Here is an 18867-nt window from a genome sequence, read left to right as displayed (position 1 = left end):
CACGCGTTTGCTTGATTTTTTTGCGAAATCCTTCGTTGTTCGTCGCTTACGTATTTCGCTCAATACGCTCGCTCCTCACGCCTCGGTTTTCGCAAAAACCTGCTGCGCAACCGCATGCCGCCCTACTGCATGGATTGGGCTACAGGGGAGAAGGGAGGCGAGGTGCGATGTGGGAGGATTACGATTACGATTACGATTACGATTGCGACCAGCTGGTAACTGACACCTTCCGCCTTCGCCCAGCCTTCGGCGTGACAAGGGCACCTGGCACCTAAGTGATGAGTGACGAGTGATGAGTGACCGTGACACCCGGCACCTACCACCTTCCAGTTCCCCCATTCTCCACGCTTGATCACCCCCCAGGGTTCACGGCAGAACAGGACGTGTGATCTGTCCTGCTGCCCATCCGGTGGAGCGTCTTGGCTCATGAGCGCGTCCGACACTCCCGAGCCGGCGTCGACCCAACCCAGCGATGCTGTTCCCCAAGTCGTGGAACATCTGTTCCGACATGAGTCGGCCCGGATCGTCGCCACGCTCACCGGCATCTTTGGCGTGGAACATCTCACGCTGGCCGAAGACGTCGTGCAGGAAACGCTCGCCCGCGCTCTGCAAACCTGGCCCTTCTACGGGGTTCCGGACAATCCGGCTGCTTGGATTATGCGGGCCTCGCGCAACCTGGCTCTGGATGTGGTCCGGCGCCAGAAGGTGTTCCGGGATAAGGAGCCGGAAATCATTCGTCTGCTGGAGGATCACATGGCCCGGCCCGATGCCGAATCGGCCAGTGGCCCGGAGTCGGATCAGATCAGCGACGATCGGTTGCGCCTGATGTTCGTGTGCTGCCATCCGGTGGTGCCTGTCGAAGCCCAAGTGGCCTTGGCGCTTCGTACCTTGTGCGGATTCGGAACGGAAGAGATCAGTCGCGCGTTCCTGACTTCCGAAGCCGCCATTGCCAAACGACTGGTGCGCGCACGGGCCAAGATCCGCGACGCCCAAATTCCCTTCGCGATTCCCGAAGGAGCGGAGCTGGTGAAACGCTTGGATGGCGTGCTTCACACGCTTTACCTCCTGTTCAATGAAGGATACAAGACGTCGGTCGGACCGAAGCTGATTCGCGAGGATGTTTGTCATGAGGCGATTCGGCTGGCCTCACTGCTCACCTCGCATCCCGCGGGCAATCAGCCTAAGGCTCACGCGCTGCTTGCGTTGATGCTGCTCAACGCCGCGCGTCTGCCTGCTCGAGTGGACGACGACGGTAACCTGGTTCGATTGCGGGAACAGGACCGCAGCCAGTGGGACCGTTCGCTGATCGCTCGCGGCATGCTGCACATCGCCCGGTCCGCGGCGGGCGCGGAGATCTCGGAATATCACGTGCAAGCGGGGATTGCGGCGGTCCACGCAGCGTCGGCCGATGAGGCATCCACCGACTGGCGTCGAATCCGCGCGCTCTATGATCATTGGATCACGATGGATGATTCACCGGTGGTGGCGCTGAACCGGGCGGTTGTGATCTCCATGCTCGAGGGACCCGAAGCAGGGCGAGCCGCCGTGATGGCGATTCCTCAGCGCGACAAGTTGGAATCTTACTATTTGTTGTACTCCGTGCTGGGTGATTTTGAGTCGCGACTGGGAAATCGCGACGCCGCCGCCGCGCATTTCCGTCGCGCGCTGGAATTGGTGGAGAGCGACTCGGAGAAGCGGTTTCTGTCCGCGAGATTGGGGGAAGGGGGAAGGGGGTAGGTGGTGGGTGGTGGGGTGGTGGGTGGTGGGTGGTAGGGTGGCACGCCCTACGGGGTGCGGTGAAATGGGACCGGGTTTCCGGGGATCTACGCTGCGCTGCGATTCCCGGCTAATTTCTGTGAACCCCCTGGGGTTCTGAGTTCCCAATGAAAAATGAGCGATGTGCAATTCGACCCCTTTGGAGGACCATGTGGGGAAGCCTTCTCACGGCTGCCCCTCCAGGGAACAAGGGGGCGAGGTGCGATGTGGGAGGATTACGATTACGATTACGAAAGCGGCGCAGCTTCCGCGGCACCTAACACCTAGCACCTGGCCCCTAACACCTAACTTATCTCTTGAACCAGCTCTTGAAACCCTTCTCCGATTCTCCCGGACGGTGGATCGAGAAGAGGAGGGCGGTCCGCGCGGCTTCGAGGGCCATGCGGAAGTCAAAGTAGGTTTCAAACCGCTCAGTTGGCACTTTGGCCATCGCCCGTACCAAGGCATCGTTGGTCTGATCAGTAATATCAGGCCGGACCTGTTTGGGATGGGTCAGGGGGGTGTGCACGTGAGCGGCGATGACGTCCTTGAAATCTTCGGCCTCGAAGGGCACGTGGCCGGTGAGGGCATGGTAGAGGGTGCCACCTAAGCTATACATGTCCGAAAGAAAGGTCTCCCCTTCACGCATCACTTTCTCGGGAGCAATATAGTAGGGCGTGCCCCAAACGGTAGCCTCCGGGTCCGCATCGGTCTCGGCTTCGCGGGCCAGCCCGAAATCCACCAGCTTGGGCTCCCCTTCGGCGTTGAACAGAATGTTGCCGGGCTTGATGTCCCGATGCAGGAAATTGTGCTTCAACGCCGATTCCAGAGCAGAGCACATGGCGATGCCGACATCGAGCACCAGCACCTCGTCCACCTGCTTGAGCTTCTCGATGCGGGAATCGAGGCTGCCATGGTCGGCGAGTTCCATCACCAAGAACGGCCGACCGTCAAATTCGTCAAAGGTATAGACGTGGATGATGTTCTGATGGTTCAGCGCCGCGCCGGCCCGCGCCTCCCGGTAAAAGCTGGCCACGGCCTCCTTGTCCTCGAAGATCTCCCGCTTCATGAGCTTCACCGCCACGATGCGTTCGAGGTTCACATCCATGGCCCGATAGACGGTGCCCATGCCGCCAGAAGCGACTACTTCGCGGAGGTCGAATTGACGGATCCGCGTGGCGAGGATGACCGGATGACCGCATTTGGTGCAGGGGATGGACTCTAAGGGAGGCAGGTCCCCTGGAATCCAGTTGTTGGCCATGCAGGCACCACATACGGAACGACGGAGTTGTTTTCGGCTTTCAGACATTCCTAATGACCCAGACAATGTACGCTGGATTCTGTCACTCACAAGTTTCTGATGCGCTTTTTTGACCTGGGTCGGGGTTTGGTCCGCCCGCGACTAGTCTTGCGCAACCTGCGGACCCAACTTCCAGTCCGACAGAAACCTAGAGGTCTCCCGACAGCGGGATCGACCTCGAATCCTGGAGGATTCATCGGCGCGATGAGCCGAATCTTCAGGGTTGTCTTTTGCGCGGCGGCCCGTTGAGAATCGCGACTCAACTGCCGATTGGCAGAATCCCTGAAGTTGCATGAATCCAAAGCCCGAGTCCCTGCCCACCGAAGCGACCCAGGATCGCCGTGAATTTGTGAAAGCCTGTTGTGCCCTGGCCGCGGGTGGCGCTGCCACCGCAGTGCCGGTTGTGGCGGGGCTGCACTTTCTCACCGATCCGGTGCGGCGCAACGCCGGAAGCTCCCTCTTTGTTCGCGTGGCCTCGCTCAGCTCGCTTCCGGAAGACGGGCAACCGCGGAAGTTCTCAGTCATTGCCGACCGTTCGGATGCCTGGAATCGTTATCCCCAGGTTCCTATTGGCGCCGTCTATTTGCGTCGCACCGGCCCGCAAACCGTCGAGGCCTTGAACATTCTGTGCCCACATGCCGGCTGCGCCGTGGATTTTGAGCCGGAGCATCGGCACTTCCTCTGTCCTTGTCATAACAGTTCCTTCGCGTTGGATGGCGCGGTGGTGGACGAGAGCAGCCCGAGCGCGCGGGCGTTGGACAGTCTTGAAGTGGAACTGAGGGGTGCGGGAGAAATCTGGGTGAAGTTTATGAACTTTCAGGCGGGCAAGGCAGAAAAAATTCCGCTCACATGAAGCGCTTGATCGACTGGCTGGATTCTCGCACAGGCTGTCGCAAGCTGCTGCACGAGGCGCTGTATGAAAACGTGCCAGGCGGCTCGCGCTGGCGGTATGTCTGGGGCAGCGCTCTCACCTTTGCGCTGGCCGTTCAGTTCGTGACCGGCCTGTTTCTCTGGATGGCGTACAGCCCCGGCGCTCAAACGGCCTGGGAGAGCGTTTACTATATTCAGTATGAGATGGCAGGCGGATGGCTGGTTCGCGGGATCCACCATTTCACGGCCCAGCTGATGACGGTGCTGCTGGTGCTTCATTTCATGCAGATCGTGATTGATGGCGCCTACAAGGCTCCCCGGGAGATCAACTTTTGGTTCGGGTTGGGCCTGCTGATGCTGGTTCTCGCCTTGTCGCTCACCGGCTATTTGCTTCCCTGGGACCAAAAGGGCTATTGGGCGACACGCGTGGCGACCAACATTGCGGCCATCACTCCCGTGATCGGGCCAGAGATTCAGAAGCTAATCATCGGGGGCACCGAGTATGGGCATCACACGCTCACGCGGTTCTTTGCACTCCATGCAGGCTGGCTTCCGGCCGGGGTAGTTCTGCTGGTCGTGGGCCATATTTACTTGTTTCGCAAGCATGGGCTCACCGCGGCGGAACCGCGGCGCAAGAAGGACGAGCCGTTCTGGCCGGACCAGGTGCTCAAGGATGGCGTCGCCGCGTTGGCCGTCATGGCCACGGTGCTGCTGTTGATCGTGTGGCCCCGCCTCACCGGTTCCACGGCTCCGTTGGGTGCGGAGCTGGGCGCTCCCGCCGATCCGTCCGAACAGTTCTCTGCGGCGCGTCCGGAGTGGTACTTTCTGTTCCTCTTTCAGTTGCTGAAGTATTTTCCAGGCGAAAGCGAAATTTGGGGTGCCATCATCCTGCCCTCCTTCCTGATGGTTCTCATCTGCCTCATGCCCTTCTTCGGACAATGGCGTCTCGGGCACCGGTTCAACGTTGGTTTGCTCGGCTCGATCCTGGTCGGCGCCGGGCTGCTCACCTGGCTCGCCAAGCGCGACGACCAGCAGTCGGAGCATTATCCCTTGGCCGTGCGACAGGCGGCGCGCGACGCCGAACGGGTGAAGGAGCTCGCGCGCAGCCCCTCCGGGATTCCGGTAGCGGGCGCTGTCACGTTGCTGCGAACCGATCCCTTGACTCAGGGGCCGAAGCTATTTGCGAAGAACTGCTCCAGCTGCCATCGGTTTGACGGCCACGACGGGTTGGGAGCAGTGCTGAAGGATCCGGCATCGGCCGCGGATCTCAAGGGATTTGGAAGTCGTGAGTGGATCAGCGGTTTGTTGGATCCGGCCCGAGTGGGCTCCTCAAACTATTTTGGCGGCACCAAATTCGCCGAGGGAAAGATGGTTCGGTTTGTGAAGAAGGACATCGCCAAACTCGATTTGGAAGGCCGGGAGCAACTGCGGGGCGCGATCGCCGCTCTGTCGGCCGAAGCGGAGCTGAAATCGCAGCGGGCGCAGGATCAACAGGACGCCGCCCTCATCGCCAAAGGCCGTGAATGGATGCGGTCCGACACCCTGCGCTGCACCGAGTGCCATCAATTCCGGAAACCCGACGATGACGCCACCGCTCCCGACCTCACCGGGTTCGGTTCACGCGGTTGGCTGATCGAATTCATCCAGAATGCCGCGCACGAGCGGTTTTATGGCAAGCGGAACGACCGCATGCCGCTCTTCGGTAAGGACCAGATCCTCGATGATGCGAGCATCGGCCTCATTGCCGATTGGCTGCGCGGAGACTGGTATCAATCTCCTTCCTCCACTCCTGCCCATGCCGACACTTCAAAGTGAATTCATTCCGGCCGTCGATCGTTCTTCGCGCCGTCTTCTGGTGGCGCTCCACGGGCTAGGCGACAGCCCTGCCGGCTACCGCTGGATGCCCGAGGCGCTGCGTCTCCCGTGGCTGAACTATCAGCTGATCAACGCGCCTGATTTTTACTATGGCGGTTATTCCTGGTTCGACATCGAGGGCGATCGCCGACCGGGCATCGATCGCAGCCGGCAGCTGCTGGTGGAGTGGCTGGACCACGCACGCTCCCAGGGGTATCGCACGGAGGACACGGTGCTGTTCGGATTCTCCCAGGGCTGCCTGATGACTTTGGAAACCGGGTTGCGCTACCCGCATCGATTTGCCGCGCTGATTGGCATCAGCGGGTTTCTTCCGGAATATGCGCAGCTGATCAAGGAGCTGTCGCCGGTGGCCAAGGATCAGCGGATTTTGGTGACCCATGGAACCCAGGATCCCCTGTTGACCTTGGCCAGCGTCAAGCCTCAGATGCGTGCGCTTCAAGACGCAGGCCTCAACCTCACGTGGCAGGAGTATCCCAAGGCGCATACGATTTATGGGGAAGTGGAGCTGGCTTTGATCCGCCAGTTCATCATGAAGTCATTTGAAGGCGCTCTTTTATGATTCGTGGATTGATGAAATGCCTCTGGGTGTGCGTGTGGATGTCGCAGTCGCTGCAACCACTCCAGGCTGCTCGGGCGATTCCCCCGCGCCTTGCCGAGGTCTTCGATGCGGCGCGGCTAGCCGAGATGGATCGGGTGGTGGAGGAGACCATTGCCCAAAAGGGCTGTCCCGGGGGAGTGATCTGGGTTGAGCGGGAGGGGCGCAGCTACACCAAGGCCTTGGGGCAGCGGTCGATCGATCCGACGGCTGAGCCGATGACGATGGATACTATTTTCGACGCTGCCTCGCTCACCAAGGTGGTGGCGACCGCGCCCTGTGTTCTGCTGCTGGTGGAGCGGGGAAAAGCCGAACTGGACGTTCCGGTGTCGCGATATCTCCCGGCCTTCACGGGATTCCAACGCGAGCGGATCACCGTGCGGCATCTGCTCACCCACACCTCCGGACTGAAGCCCGGGTTGTCTCGGCAAGTCCCCTGGCAGGGTTATGAGCATGGGGTTGGGCTCGCCCTGGCGGAGATGCCGGAGACGGCTCCCGGCACTCAGTTTCGCTACAGTGACATCAATTTCATCCTGCTCGGGGAGATCGTTCGAATTCTCAGTGGCACCAGCCTGGATAAGTTCGCCGAGCGCGAGCTCTTTGGTCCTTTGCGCATGCGCGATACGGGGTTTCTCCCCGCCGCCTCGCTTCGACGTCGAATTGCTCCAACCCAGCGCGTCGAAGGACAAATGCTGCGCGGTGTGGTCCATGATCCTACCTCGCGCGCCATGGGTGGCGTGACCGGTCACGCCGGACTGTTCACCACCGCCGCCGACCTGGCCCGGTTCGCCCGCCTTTTTCTCAACGAAGGTGTGGTGGATGGGCGCCGGATTCTCAAGGCCGAGACGGTTCGCCTCATGACTTCGGTTCAGACTGCCGACGCCGTGTTACCCCGTCGGGGACTGGGCTGGGACATCGACTCGGGCTACAGCCGTCCTCGCGGCCGAGTTTTCCCGCTGGGTTCGTATGGGCATACTGGCTTTACCGGCACATGCCTTTGGATTGACCCGTTCTCAAAGACTTTTTGGCTCTTTCTTTCGAATAGGGTGCACCCTGATGCGAAGGGTAATATCCTCCCCTTGCAACTGGAGTTGGGCACATTGGCCGCGCAGGCCGTTCGGAATTTCAGTTTCGACCGTGTGCCCGGGGCTCTGGCCGCCCGGACCAATTTCCTCTCGGCGGCTGTCGGCGTCCCTACCATCGAGGTGCTGAATGGCATCGATGTCCTGGTGCGCGACGGCTTTAAGCCGTTGCGAGGGCTCCGAGTGGGGCTCATTTCGAATCACACCGGACAGGACCGCAACCGTCGAAGCACCATCGATCTGCTGCATCAGGCTCCGGAAGTGTCGCTCAAAGCCTTGTTCAGTCCGGAGCATGGGATTCGCGGGGTGGCCGATGAAAAAGTTTCGGACAGCCGTGACGAGGCGACCGGGCTGCCGGTGTATAGCCTGTATGGGGATCGCCGAGCACCCTCGGAAGATCAGTTGAAGGGCCTCGATGCCTTGGTCTTCGACATTCAGGACATCGGATGTCGGTACTACACTTATATTGGGACGATGGGCAATTGCATGGAGGCGGCCTCCAAGGCAGGGATTCGCTTCGTGGTGTTGGATCGTGTGAACCCAATCAACGGGGTGGCGGTTGAAGGTCCGGTGCACACGAACCAATCGACCTTTGTCGCCTACCACGAGCTGCCGTTGCGCCACGGAATGACCGTAGGGGAGTTGGCCACCCTGTTTCGCGCCGAACGGGGGTGGAAGCTGGATTTGACCGTGATCCAGGTTGAGGGTTGGAAGCGGTCGATGTGGTTTGACGAGACCGGCCTGCCCTGGATTAACCCTTCGCCTAACATGCGTTCGATGGCGGGAGCTGCGCTCTATCCGGGGCTGGGCTTTCATGAAGCCGCCCTGGCGGTGGGACGCGGGACGGATGCGCCATTTCAGATCATCGGAGCTCCCTATGTGAACGACCGGGTGCTGGCCGCGGAGTTGCGTAAGGAAAACCTGCCAGGAGTCCGGTTTATACCCCTGCGCTTTCAACCCACCTACAGCACCTTCAAGGACCAGCCCTGCAGCGGTGTGGCGATCACGATCGTGGACCGCGACCGATTTTCTCCGGTCGACGTCGGCCTGGCCATTGCCCGAACCGTTCAGCGCCTTCATCCGACGGAGTACGCCTTGGGCAAACTGCGGTTTTTGTTGACGGACGAGCCTACGCTGGAGGGAATCAAGGCTGGCCGGTCCGTCGCTGAGATGCGCTCGGCCTGGATGGAAGGGCTGTCACGATTCAAGACGCGCCGTGCGCGGTTTCTGCTCTATCCCGATCCCCCCAGACCCTGAGGTCGACCGATGTCATGAGCCTATCCCTTTCACCCGCCCTCTCCGCTGCGCTAGTCCTGATGTGCGGGGCGGTGGATCAAGGCTTCGGGCAGCCCATCCTGGACAAGCGCAAGTTGTGGTCGGCGCAGACATTTTGGGACAATCAGGACGTGGATTGGTTTGTCGAGAACATCCCCTTTCTGGAAACCCCCGACCCGGAGTTGGACGCCACCTATTACTACCGATGGGAGGTCCTCACCAAGCACCTCACCTATGGCTCTCCCAACACCGGCTATTGCTTCACCGAGTTTATCGACCGGCCCTTTTGGTCTGGAACTTATGGTGCCATCAGTTGCCCGGCTGGACATCAACTCTATGAGGCGCGGTGGCTGCGAGATCCCTTAGTCGCTCGCGACTATGCGAAGTACTGGTTCAAGACGCCCGGTGCGCAGCCGCGGAACTACAGCACCTGGCTGGGGGACGCGGTGTGGGCAGTGCACCAGGTTCATCCCGATCGCTCCTTCACGACCAGCCTCCTCCCGTCGCTGAGAGAAAACTACCGCGGTTGGGAAAAGAAGCACTTCACGCCTGAGGTCGGGCTCTTCTGGCAGACGGGTCACGATGATGGGATGGAGTTCAACATCAACAGCCGGCAAACGCAGGACATTCTGCGCGGCGCTCCCGCCTATCGAACGACCTTGAACAGCTATATGTGGGCGGATGCCAAGGCCATCGAGTCCATCGCCACATTGGCGGGCGATGCTGCGATCGCGAGCGAGTTTGCGAGCAAGGCATTGGGAATCAAAACCAATCTGCAAGCCCGGCTGTGGGATGCAGAACGGAGTTTTTTCTTTCCGTTGTCCCAGCGCGAGGAGCAGCGCGACGGCCATGTGGTCAAGGTGGGCACGCTGACTTATCAGTCCGGTCAGTTTGCGGGAAGCCCGTATGGTCGCGAACTGCACGGCTATGTTCCGTGGCAGTTCAATCTGCTGGATCCGGGATTTGAAGACGCCTGGAAGTTTTTAATGGACCGCGAGGGCTTTCTGGCGGACTTCGGACCCTTGACCGCCGAACGGCGCGATCCGCTCTTTAAGGTGACCGACACCTGTTGCTGGTGGAGCGGCCAGTCCTGGCCCTATGCCACCACACAGACTCTGCTGGGCTTGGCGAATGTGCTCAACCAAGGCCGTCCGGCACCGGTGACCCGTGATGACTACTACCGTTTGCTGCGAACGTACGCCCTCACCCATCGGAAGGACGGAAAGCCGTACATCGCCGAGGCCGTCCATCCCGACACGGGGTCGTGGAAGGGATATGATAACTACAACCACAGCGAGCACTACTTTCACTCGGGATTCGCGGACCTGGTCATCACCGGGCTGATCGGGCTTCGGCCTCGGGCGGATGATATTGTGGAAGTGAACCCCCTGGCACCTGCCAGCTGGGATTACTTCGCTTTGGATGGGGTTCGTTATCACGGGCACGAACTGGCCATCACTTGGGACCGCACGGGAGAGCGTTATGGCAAGGGGGCTGGGTTCCAACTTTGGATGGATGGCAGCCGGCGCGCGATTGAGCCCACTCTGACCCAGCTAACAGCATCCCTTCCCCGCCTCCCCCGCCCACCATCGCCGCCATCGCGATTGCTGAACTTCGCCGTCAACAATGACGGGGAGTTTTTCCCTCGCCTGACGACCTCGTTCTCAAATCCGAAGACCCCGGTCACGGCATTGCAGGATGGCGTCGCGTGGTATCACCTTCATCCTCCCAATCGGTGGACCACCGCTGGATCCTCGAACGAGACCGACTGGTGCATCTTGGATTTCGGAACCAGTCAACCCATCGAGAAGCTCAAGCTGTATTTTTTGGATGATGGCCACGGGATTGTTCCGCCGGCGCGCTTTGACCTCCAGTTTTGGAGCGGGCTGGTGTGGACCCCCATCACGAATCAGGTAAGGACTCCGGCACAACCCCAAGGCCGTCGAGGCAACACCATAGAGTTTCCAGCGGTCGAAACCGCGCGCATTCGGATGAACTTCACGCATGGACCCGAGGGCCGCACGGGCCTTACTGAGGTGGAAGCCTGGGGTCGCGGATCGTTGCCCTATCGGCCCGCCCCCTCCCCTCCAGGCAACTTGGCGGTCAACCGATCCGGGCGGGGGTTTCCCCGGGCCACGGCTTCATTCACCTCTCGTTTTGGAGATAGCCCGGCGATGGCCATTGATGGGCGGTATCATTTCACGCCGACGCCCATGAATCGTTGGACTTCCTACGGATCCACCAATGCCACCGACTGGCTGGAAGTGGATTTTGGCACACCTCGTGAGGTGTCGCGTGCTGAGCTGCACATCTATGATGATCGCGGCGGGGTCCAATCGCCTAAGGAGTATTATGTCGAGTATTGGACAGGGGGGAACTGGGAGCGGGCGGAAAAGCAGGTGAAGACGCCGGCGGATGCCGTCGGAGGCGCCGTCAACTCGGTGAGGTTTTCGAGTGTCAACACGCTTAAGATTCGAATTCAGTTCGTGCACCGAGACAAAGCCCGCAGCGGGCTTACGGAACTTGAGCTGTGGAAGGAGTGACGGCGCAGTCCCGATGAACGTTGTTGCCCGCGGATCACACGGAGGAACACTCGGTTCACCGGGCTGGACCCACCACCCGGTAGAACCGCGTCTGTCCTTCCCGGGAGAGGCCGAAGGAAAGGGCATCGGTCGGATCTCCGACATTCACCCATGATCCAGCGGACAGGCTGTCGCGTTGCTGAACTTGATAGGGCCCCTGCCCACCGGTCCAGTTCAGCAGAATTTGGGTAGTGCTGATCGAGGGGATTCCCAGCCGAAGCGGAGCGGGGGCCGGCACTGCATTTCCGGCAGCCAGGTGGGCGATCTCCGCTGGTGACAACGCCCGAGACCACACGGCGAGATCATCCACCACGGCATTGAGGAAGTATCTATTTTCCGTCCCGTTCCGTCCGATCGCGGCCGATTGTCCGGTGCGCACAAATCCGGTCAATCCCGCGCCTCCGCTGCCATCGTTCCCGATATGGGTATCCGCCGCTACCCCATTCAGATAAACCACTGCCTCCCCCGCGGTTGCGCTGGCGCGTCCATTGTAGACGCCGGCCACATGGATCCATTCGCCCAGAACTAACTCGCTCTCGGGAATGCCTGGACGTGCGGCTTGACCACGCGCGTCCGTCACCTTGAAACGGAGTTCTCGGTTGCCTCGATCGAGATAAAGAACGTAGTTGTCCTGCACGGAATCGTATATTCCGCCGAACCCCTCGGGAAGTTCTGAGGGCAGGGCGCTCAGTTTCACCCAGGCAGCGACGGTCACCTGGTCGGCGGCGAAGTCCAGCGAGGGGCTGGGGGCGATTCCGACATAGGTGTCGGACCCATTCACTTGCAGCGCTCCGCCGAAGCGGGCGTCGGCACCCGAAAGCCAAGCGATCGACGGATCGATGGCTGACAGCAGTCCGACATTGCCATGAACGACATCGAAAACTTCGGTGGCGTCGCCTTGGCGAGCGCCATCATCGAGCGGCCACAACGCCGCGAGACCCTGGCCCACCGACGCGGCGGGGTCCGAGGCCAGGGGTAGCACCGCCAGAGTCGCGGCGGAGCTTTCGAGCGGCCCACGCTGATCACGAACGACCACCGTATATCTGCCGGCAGTCTCGGTCCCCGCAATGACTGAGAGCTGCGCTTGGGTCGCTCCGGCAAGATCCGCTCCATTCAGTCGCCATTGGTAGGTGATGGGTGGTATGCCGTTGGAGATGGCGACCCGGAACAAGGCATAGGAGCCCGCCAATGTTTTCACGTCGCCGGGGGAGGCCACGATGGTGAGCGCGTCTGCCGGTGGTGGCGGATTTGGAATCACCTGGCCGCTCGCCAGGTACAAAACCTCTTCACTCGTCAAAGCGCGTCGCCACACTCCGACATCATCCACACTACAGCCCAGAAAATACTGTGCCCCATTGCCATCACGGCCGATTCCGGCAATCTGACCGGAGCGCACCACCCCGGTCAGACCCACTCCCCCGCTGCCGTCGTTCCCTAGGTGAGTGTCCATGAGTTCCCCGTTCAAATAGACGCGGGCTTCGCCGGCTCCTGGGGTGGCATTGCCATCGTAGACGGCTGCCACATGAAGCCATTCGCCAGTCACCAGCAAATCTTCCGGGATACCCGGTCGAGCTGCCGCCCCGCTTGAATCCGTGATCTTGAACCGCAATTGGCGATTCCCCCGGTCGAGGTACAGCACATACGCATCCTGTGCCGAATCATAGATCCCGCCAAAACCCGCCGGAAGCTGGCTGGGCAGCGAGTCCAATTTCACCCAGAGCGAGAGCGATACTTGATTCGTCTTTGGGTCGAGCGACTCGTCCGCGGCGATCCCGAGGTAGGTGTCGGCACCGTCCACTCGAATCGCGCCCTCGAACCGCGCGTCTCCAGCGGCCAGCCAAGCCATGGACGGATCGGAAGAGGTCAGCACCGCGTCGGCGCCGCCCACCACGTCACGGGCCTGCACGGAGAGTGGATTTGATGTCCCGTCATCCAGCGACCAATGAGCCATTAGCCCCGTGGGCAAGGATTCAGCGGTGGGTGTGGCAGCCCAAGCGGACGGTTCAGTCAGGCACCTACCGGCGATAAGCACGGTCAGTACCGCCCAATCAAAAGAGGAAAGACGACGCTTCATGGATTACCCACCGGTGTAGCGCAATTCAACCGATGTGTCCATCCCGTTGGAACAAACTCTCCGCGGATTCCATGCATCCAAAGTGCGCGCTTCTTCGTAGAGGGAGGTGAAATCGTTGAATGGTCTGTTGGTCGAAGGCCTGCCCGAGAAAACCTCGAGCGGGGCGGGGGATCCCGTGTCTTCGCACCCCATTCGCTGCAGAAAACCAACTCGGCGCTACGATGCTCCGAGCAGCACATCACCACTATGAACCCACGCAGTTCCTCATTTCACTCATTGGTCGGCAGCGCCGCCCTACTGTCCCTCACCTTGGGAAGCCCCTTGGCTCACGCCGAAGCCATTGTCGGCCTCTCTACCGACAATCGGATCGTCACCTTCGATAGCTCGGCGCCTGGCATCCTCGGCACCAGCCTGGCGGTTTCCGGCCTGGCTGACGGCGAACAGCTGGTGGGAATCGACTACCGACCGGCAACGGGCCAACTCTATGGGTTGGGTAAGTCGAGCCGGATCTATAGGATCGATCTGTCCACCGCGAATGCAACTCCGATCGGTGGTTCGAACTTCACGCCAGCCTTGGTCGGCGATGCCTTCGGATTCGACTTTAACCCCACGGTTGATCGGATCCGCGTGGTCAGCGATAGCGGTCAGAACCTGAGGCTCCATCCGGACACCGGGGCGGTGGCTGCGACGGACGGCAATCTCAACTACTCGAGTTTGGATCCCAGCAGCGGTCAGTTCCCTCAAGTGGTGGGTTCCGCCTACACGGAGAATCGGGCGGGTGCCTCTACCACCACTCTCTACGGCCTCGACTCGGTGATGGATACCCTGGTTCGCCAGGTTCCCCCTAACAATGGAACGCTCACCACTGTGGGTTCTACGGGAATCAACTTTACGGACCTGGCGGGATTCGACATTTCAGGTGCCTCCGGCGCGGCCTTCGCGTCTCTGGTCAAAGCAGGCGACTCCTGGTCAGGGCTTTATGCCATCGATCTGTCGTCCGGAGCGGCGTCGTGGTTGGGCGACATCGGCTCACAACAGCTGTTCACCGACATCACGGTGGTGCCAGAGCCGGGTTCGGTGGCCTTCCTGGCTCTCGCTGGCGCGGGCCTGATGCTCCTGCGTCGGCGAGGGGCCTAACCTCCGAACTGATCTTCCTTGTTTCGGAACAGAAGATTGAAGCTGGTCATGGAGCCGTAGCAGCGACTGATGTACTGCTGCAGCTCCACCTTCTCCCCATCGGTCAACTTTTCATGACCGTTGATCTTCTGTTCCAGGACCCGGAAATTGTTCCGCATCATCACAATCTTGTGAAAGAAGACCTCCAACGGGACTTCCTTGGTTTGAAGAGTGGGATCCGCTGGGTGGAGCACCAGCTTCCCTCCATGCCAACGCGCTCCCAGTTCAGCCACTGCCTCGTCGTTCGCTCCGAGTCCCAAGCGATCCACCAGGCTTGAGACCACCTCGGAGATGAGGGTCGGAAGCGGCATCTCCAGGGAGGTGAGCGCGGCCTGGGCGGAGGCCGGTTCGAGTCCGCTGGTCTCGGGCGCGACGGTGCGACGCCCGGTCTCAAACGCGATCTCTACCGAGTGTTCGGTGATCGCTTTCACCACCCCCGGTCCATATTGGGGGTGCTTCACGTTCATCCCGATGTGCAGCGATTCTGTCTTCATAACCGATTGATCTGGGTGGGCGCGGGTAAAACTTTAGGATTTGGTCTGGGAATCCTCGATGTCGATCGCATCGAAGAGGCTCTTAAGATCGTTGAGTGCCGGCGATTTGGCGACGGTGGGGTTGAGCACCTGCTTCAGGTAATCGAGGGCCTGGGGGATGGTTCGAGTGGAGCGCGGCATGACTGCGCCGGCTGCATTGGGGTGGCCGCCTCCTTTGAGGCGCTCCGCCACCTTGACGGCTTCGCCGTTGCGGCTGCGCAGGCTGGCTACCATGACGGTGGTGCCGCGACGGAACAATGTCAGTAGGACAGAGTAGGGAAGCCCACCCTCCTCGAGCAAACGATTCACGATGAGGTTCGTGTTGCCGATGACGTTGTCGACGTAGCCGACCTGGGGGCTGAGCGGAAGAATGTTCTGCTTGCTCCACGCATAGCCGATGGGGTCCTCGACCCGGCGCTTGGTGGCCATGACTTCGAGCAGCGGATGATCGAGCAGTCGCTCAATCTGGCCCTCGAGCAGGCGGTGCAGGTTCCAAAACTGATAAACCTTCACCATGCTCGCATAGTCGGTAGCTTGCGCAAAGTCGGGATGGTCATCCAGGAAGAGATCGGAAAGGTTGTTCATATGCACCAGCCGATCGAGCTCTGGTGAGCCCAGCCCGTGCTGTTGACACAGCTCATAGCAGAGCAGTCCGGCCGACTTGGTGGTGTCCATGATCAGCTGCGCGGACTTGGCGGTGAACTCGGTGATGTGGTGATCCACGATAACCCATCCTGGTTTGTCGAGCCGCGGCTCGAATCCGAGATCCGTCACCCAGGCGGACGTCTCACGCATCTCGCGCTGTTTCCAGGCATGGTAGTGGTAGGCCTCGAGCGGCACGGTCACGTTGAAGAGCTTTTTGGCCAAACGCTGCAGCAACACCCCCGCGACCAATCCGTCAAGGTCGCTTTCGTGGGTGAGAATCACGTTCGGCTTGGGCAAGGAATTCATCCCGGCAAACCTACCGGAGAAGAAACCCACTTGGCCAACATTTATGACACTGAAGCGCTCTGGTCGCCCGGTGGAGGGACGGTCCGCCTGATTTCACCGTCACAATTGGGATGGAAGCTTCGTGATTTCTGAGTAGCGTCTCGCCCAGATGAATCCGCTATCTCGAGCACGAGAGATCTTCGATCTGGAAATCTCTGGACTCAAAGCTGTTCGCCGCCGGCTGGACAGCTCGTTCGGCCAGGCTGCCGAACTCATTGTGCAGACCTTGGCCCAGAGCCGCAAACTGGTGGTTGTGGGCGTCGGCAAGTCTGGCAACATTGGCCGGAAGATCGCCGCCACCCTGACCAGCACGGGCACGACCAGCGTGCTTTTGGATCCAGTGGATGCCTTGCACGGCGACCTCGGGATCATTAGCGATGGCGACCTGATCCTGCTCTTGAGCTATTCCGGCACCACCCAGGAGCTGGTCGACCTGCTGCCGGCCATTAAGAGGTTCCCGGTCAAAATCTTGACAATGACGGGCTCACCCCGCTCGCTCCTGGCCCTTCATAGCGATCTGGTTCTGAACGTGCGTGTTCCCCGGGAAGCCTGCCCCTTTAACCTGGCCCCAACCACCAGCACCACCGCCATGCTGGTGATGGGTGACGCGCTGGCCATGACGGTGTTGGAGATGCGCGGCTTTAAACCCCAGGACTTCGCCCGGCATCATCCGTCCGGCGCCATTGGGCGGGCGCTTCTCCTGCGGGTGAAGGACATCATGCGCGGTGAATCCCGCAACCCGGTGGCGACCCCGACTCAAACGGTGAAAGAGGCACTTCTGATCATGACCCGATCCAAAGCGGGTTGCGTGAGCGTGGTGAACGCTTCCGGACGTCTGATCGGCGTGTTCACGGACGGTGACTTCCGACGTCACATCGCCAGCGACGAGGGCGTGATGAAACGTCCCCTGAAGGAGGTCATGACCCGTCGGCCAATCCATATCTCAGCTGAGGCGCTCGCGATGGAAGCGCTTCGTATCTTTAATGAGCGGAACATCGACGATTTGATCGTCGTTGATGCCCAGCAACGGCCGGTAGGTTTGGTCGATTCCCAGGATCTGCCTAAGCTCAAGATGATGTGAGCGAGCCGCCCCCGGATTCACCGTCCCTGGCCACACTTCTCCAGCCAGGCCTCTAGGATTCTGCGGTGTGCCGCCGTATACGCCTTGGCCGAGGCTTGCTCGGGTTTGACCCATTCTGCCTTCGTCCAGGGAGTGGGGAGCATGGTTGGGTGGTGCCGCCTCGTTGTCGGCACCGCAGTGGAGTCCGTCCACTCACTGATTCGCTGTCGTGTGGCGAGATCAATGGTTGCGTGATGCGCGTGCAGCTCGATGCGATAGCGGGTGATCGAGTGGCGGATCACTTTCAGCAACACCGGCTCCTGGCCGGCGATCGCCCACAATCCTCGCGCATACTCGGCCGGCAATCCCGCTAGCTCACCCGTTACTTCGACGTTAGGAAACTCCCACAGGCCGCCGTTGACGACTCCTTTGGGGCGTTGGACCACCCAAACGGCTCCCTGGTTTTGCCAGACAAAGGCATGGAAGCGTCGTGGGGTTGCCACAACCCGCTTAGGCAATTCCGGATATCGTTCCGGGGTTCCCTCGCGGAGGGCGAGGCAATGCCGGGCGACCGGACATTCCGGGCAGCGGGGTGTCTTGGGTGTGCACAGGGTCGCCCCCAATTCCATCAGCGATTGGTTGATCGCGGAGCAATTGCCCGCTAGGCCGGGTCGAAACATTGGCGGACGGCCTGCCGCCAGCTCCACCCAACGCGCCGCCGAGAGCCAGAGCTGTCGCTTCAGACCCGTTTCTCGCGGATTGCCCGACACAGCGCCTATCCGAGTCAGGACCCGCTCGATGTTGCCATCCAGAATCGGGGTGGGCTGGTTGAAGGCGAAGCTGCAGATGGCGCCAGCAGTATACGGTCCGATGCCTGGCAAGCTGATCACTTGTTCGTGCTGCGTGGGGAATTGGGCTGCGAAATCGCGCGTGAGAATCTGAGCCGCTGCCTGGAGATTCCGGGCGCGCGAGTAATAGCCCAGTCCCTCCCAGGCTTTGAGCACGGCATCGGTCTCGGCGCGTGCGAGGGCGGCGATGCCGGGAAATCGTTGCATCCAGCGCTCCCAGTAGGGGATGACTGTTTTGACCTGGGTCTGCTGCAGCATGATCTCCGAGATCCAAATGGCATAAGGATCAAGCGTTCGCCGCCAGGGTAAATCACGCCCCTGATCTCGAAACCAGCGGAGCAGCGAATCCACCGCCGTTCTCGCTGCCGAAGGCGTCAGCCGGAGAAGTTCGGATCCATTGCCTGCGGAAGGCGTTGAGCGTGGGGCTCGTTTCACCCGAAAACCATGACGGTCGAGGGTTCCGGTGAAAAGGGGAAAGGTGCGAGCCCGCTGGGCTTGTGTGAGGGGGAATCGTCTAGGATGGACGACGCTACAATGTAGCGTGGGCCGTCTCGGCCCATCGGAGGCGTGGGGGGAATCGATTGCGATTACGATTACGAACCGAGGGAGGGCTATGGACTGCGGAGACACGTCTCCGCTTTTCCTGCGTGCGCCGGAGTGGCTGGAGGGTGTTCGTGGTGGATGGGTGCTTTGGAGGGTATGGGCCAGCGTGAAGGAACAGCGGTGTCGTGCCCTGAGCATTACCCACAAGTTCGGAGGGCTTCCTCCCTATCCCAACGGGATTGCGCCTCAAAGCCCAGGGTTGGGAGGAACGAGCTACCCTGGGGAAAACGCCATAGAATCCACAACCCC

13 protein-coding genes are annotated in these 18867 nt (G+C 60.7%); 8 read left to right on the top strand and 5 right to left on the bottom strand.

The window, feature by feature from the left end; translation table 11 throughout:
• Window positions 1-426: 426 nt before the first annotated feature.
• Window positions 427-1737, top strand: a complete 1311-nt coding sequence (locus JNN07_03735) for a sigma-70 family RNA polymerase sigma factor (protein ID MBL9166828.1) — start codon at window positions 427-429, stop codon at window positions 1735-1737.
• 328 nt (window positions 1738-2065) lie between these two features.
• Here JNN07_03735 and JNN07_03730 read toward each other — a convergent pair whose 3' ends face one another.
• Entirely contained in the window at window positions 2066-3064 is a 999-nt protein-coding gene (locus JNN07_03730) for a serine/threonine protein kinase (protein MBL9166827.1), read from the bottom strand.
• A 283-nt stretch (window positions 3065-3347) separates the two neighbouring features.
• On the opposite strand from JNN07_03730, the gene JNN07_03725 reads away from it, so the two are divergent.
• From JNN07_03725 to JNN07_03705, 5 genes are read left to right on the top strand one after another with little or no spacing between them, the layout of a single operon-like run.
• Window positions 3348-3908, top strand: coding sequence for a Rieske (2Fe-2S) protein (locus JNN07_03725; protein MBL9166826.1), 561 nt, complete (start codon window positions 3348-3350; stop codon window positions 3906-3908).
• Entirely contained in the window at window positions 3905-5740 is a 1836-nt protein-coding gene (locus JNN07_03720; GenBank protein ID MBL9166825.1) for a cytochrome b N-terminal domain-containing protein, read from the top strand. Before JNN07_03725 ends, JNN07_03720 begins: the two co-directional genes overlap by 4 nt.
• Window positions 5721-6359, top strand: a complete 639-nt coding sequence (locus JNN07_03715) for a hypothetical protein (GenBank protein ID MBL9166824.1) — start codon at window positions 5721-5723, stop codon at window positions 6357-6359. The genes JNN07_03720 and JNN07_03715 overlap by 20 nt, the downstream gene beginning before the upstream one ends.
• Window positions 6360-6370: 11 nt before the next feature.
• On the top strand, window positions 6371-8734 hold the full coding sequence (locus JNN07_03710) for a DUF1343 domain-containing protein (GenBank protein MBL9166823.1): 2364 nt from the start codon (window positions 6371-6373) through the stop codon (window positions 8732-8734).
• A gap of 14 nt (window positions 8735-8748) precedes the next feature.
• Entirely contained in the window at window positions 8749-11295 is a 2547-nt protein-coding gene (locus tag JNN07_03705; protein ID MBL9166822.1) for a discoidin domain-containing protein, read from the top strand.
• Window positions 11296-11350: 55 nt separating this feature from the next.
• On the opposite strand, the gene JNN07_03700 is transcribed toward JNN07_03705, so the two are convergent.
• A complete protein-coding gene (locus JNN07_03700) occupies window positions 11351-13408 on the bottom strand; it encodes a hypothetical protein (protein MBL9166821.1) in 2058 nt (685 codons plus the stop codon).
• Window positions 13409-13654: 246 nt separating this feature from the next.
• Here JNN07_03700 and JNN07_03695 point away from each other — a divergent pair, with 246 nt between their 5' ends.
• Window positions 13655-14545: a DUF4394 domain-containing protein gene (locus JNN07_03695; GenBank protein ID MBL9166820.1), complete on the top strand. Its 891-nt coding sequence runs from the start codon at window positions 13655-13657 to the stop codon at window positions 14543-14545.
• Here the strand turns inward: JNN07_03695 and JNN07_03690 are convergent.
• A complete protein-coding gene (locus tag JNN07_03690; protein MBL9166819.1) occupies window positions 14542-15078 on the bottom strand; it encodes a hypothetical protein in 537 nt (178 codons plus the stop codon). The two genes, JNN07_03695 and JNN07_03690, sit on opposite strands and share 4 nt — an antisense overlap.
• A gap of 33 nt (window positions 15079-15111) precedes the next feature.
• Window positions 15112-16068, bottom strand: a complete 957-nt coding sequence (locus JNN07_03685) for a DHH family phosphoesterase (protein MBL9166818.1) — start codon at window positions 16066-16068, stop codon at window positions 15112-15114.
• 148 nt (window positions 16069-16216) lie between these two features.
• Here JNN07_03685 and JNN07_03680 point away from each other — a divergent pair, with 148 nt between their 5' ends.
• Entirely contained in the window at window positions 16217-17188 is a 972-nt protein-coding gene (locus JNN07_03680) for a KpsF/GutQ family sugar-phosphate isomerase (protein ID MBL9166817.1), read from the top strand.
• A 17-nt stretch (window positions 17189-17205) separates the two neighbouring features.
• On the opposite strand, the gene mutY is transcribed toward JNN07_03680, so the two are convergent.
• Window positions 17206-18450: an A/G-specific adenine glycosylase gene (gene mutY, locus JNN07_03675; protein MBL9166816.1), complete on the bottom strand. Its 1245-nt coding sequence runs from the start codon at window positions 18448-18450 to the stop codon at window positions 17206-17208.
• Between the last annotated feature and the right edge of the window lie 417 nt (window positions 18451-18867).

The sequence above is a fragment of the Verrucomicrobiales bacterium genome, assembly GCA_016793885.1.
In the GTDB taxonomy this organism is placed as follows: Bacteria; Verrucomicrobiota; Verrucomicrobiia; order Limisphaerales; family UBA11320; genus UBA11320.
The sequence above is the reverse complement of the archived record's forward strand: the minus strand, read 5'-3'. Positions and strand labels throughout refer to the sequence as shown.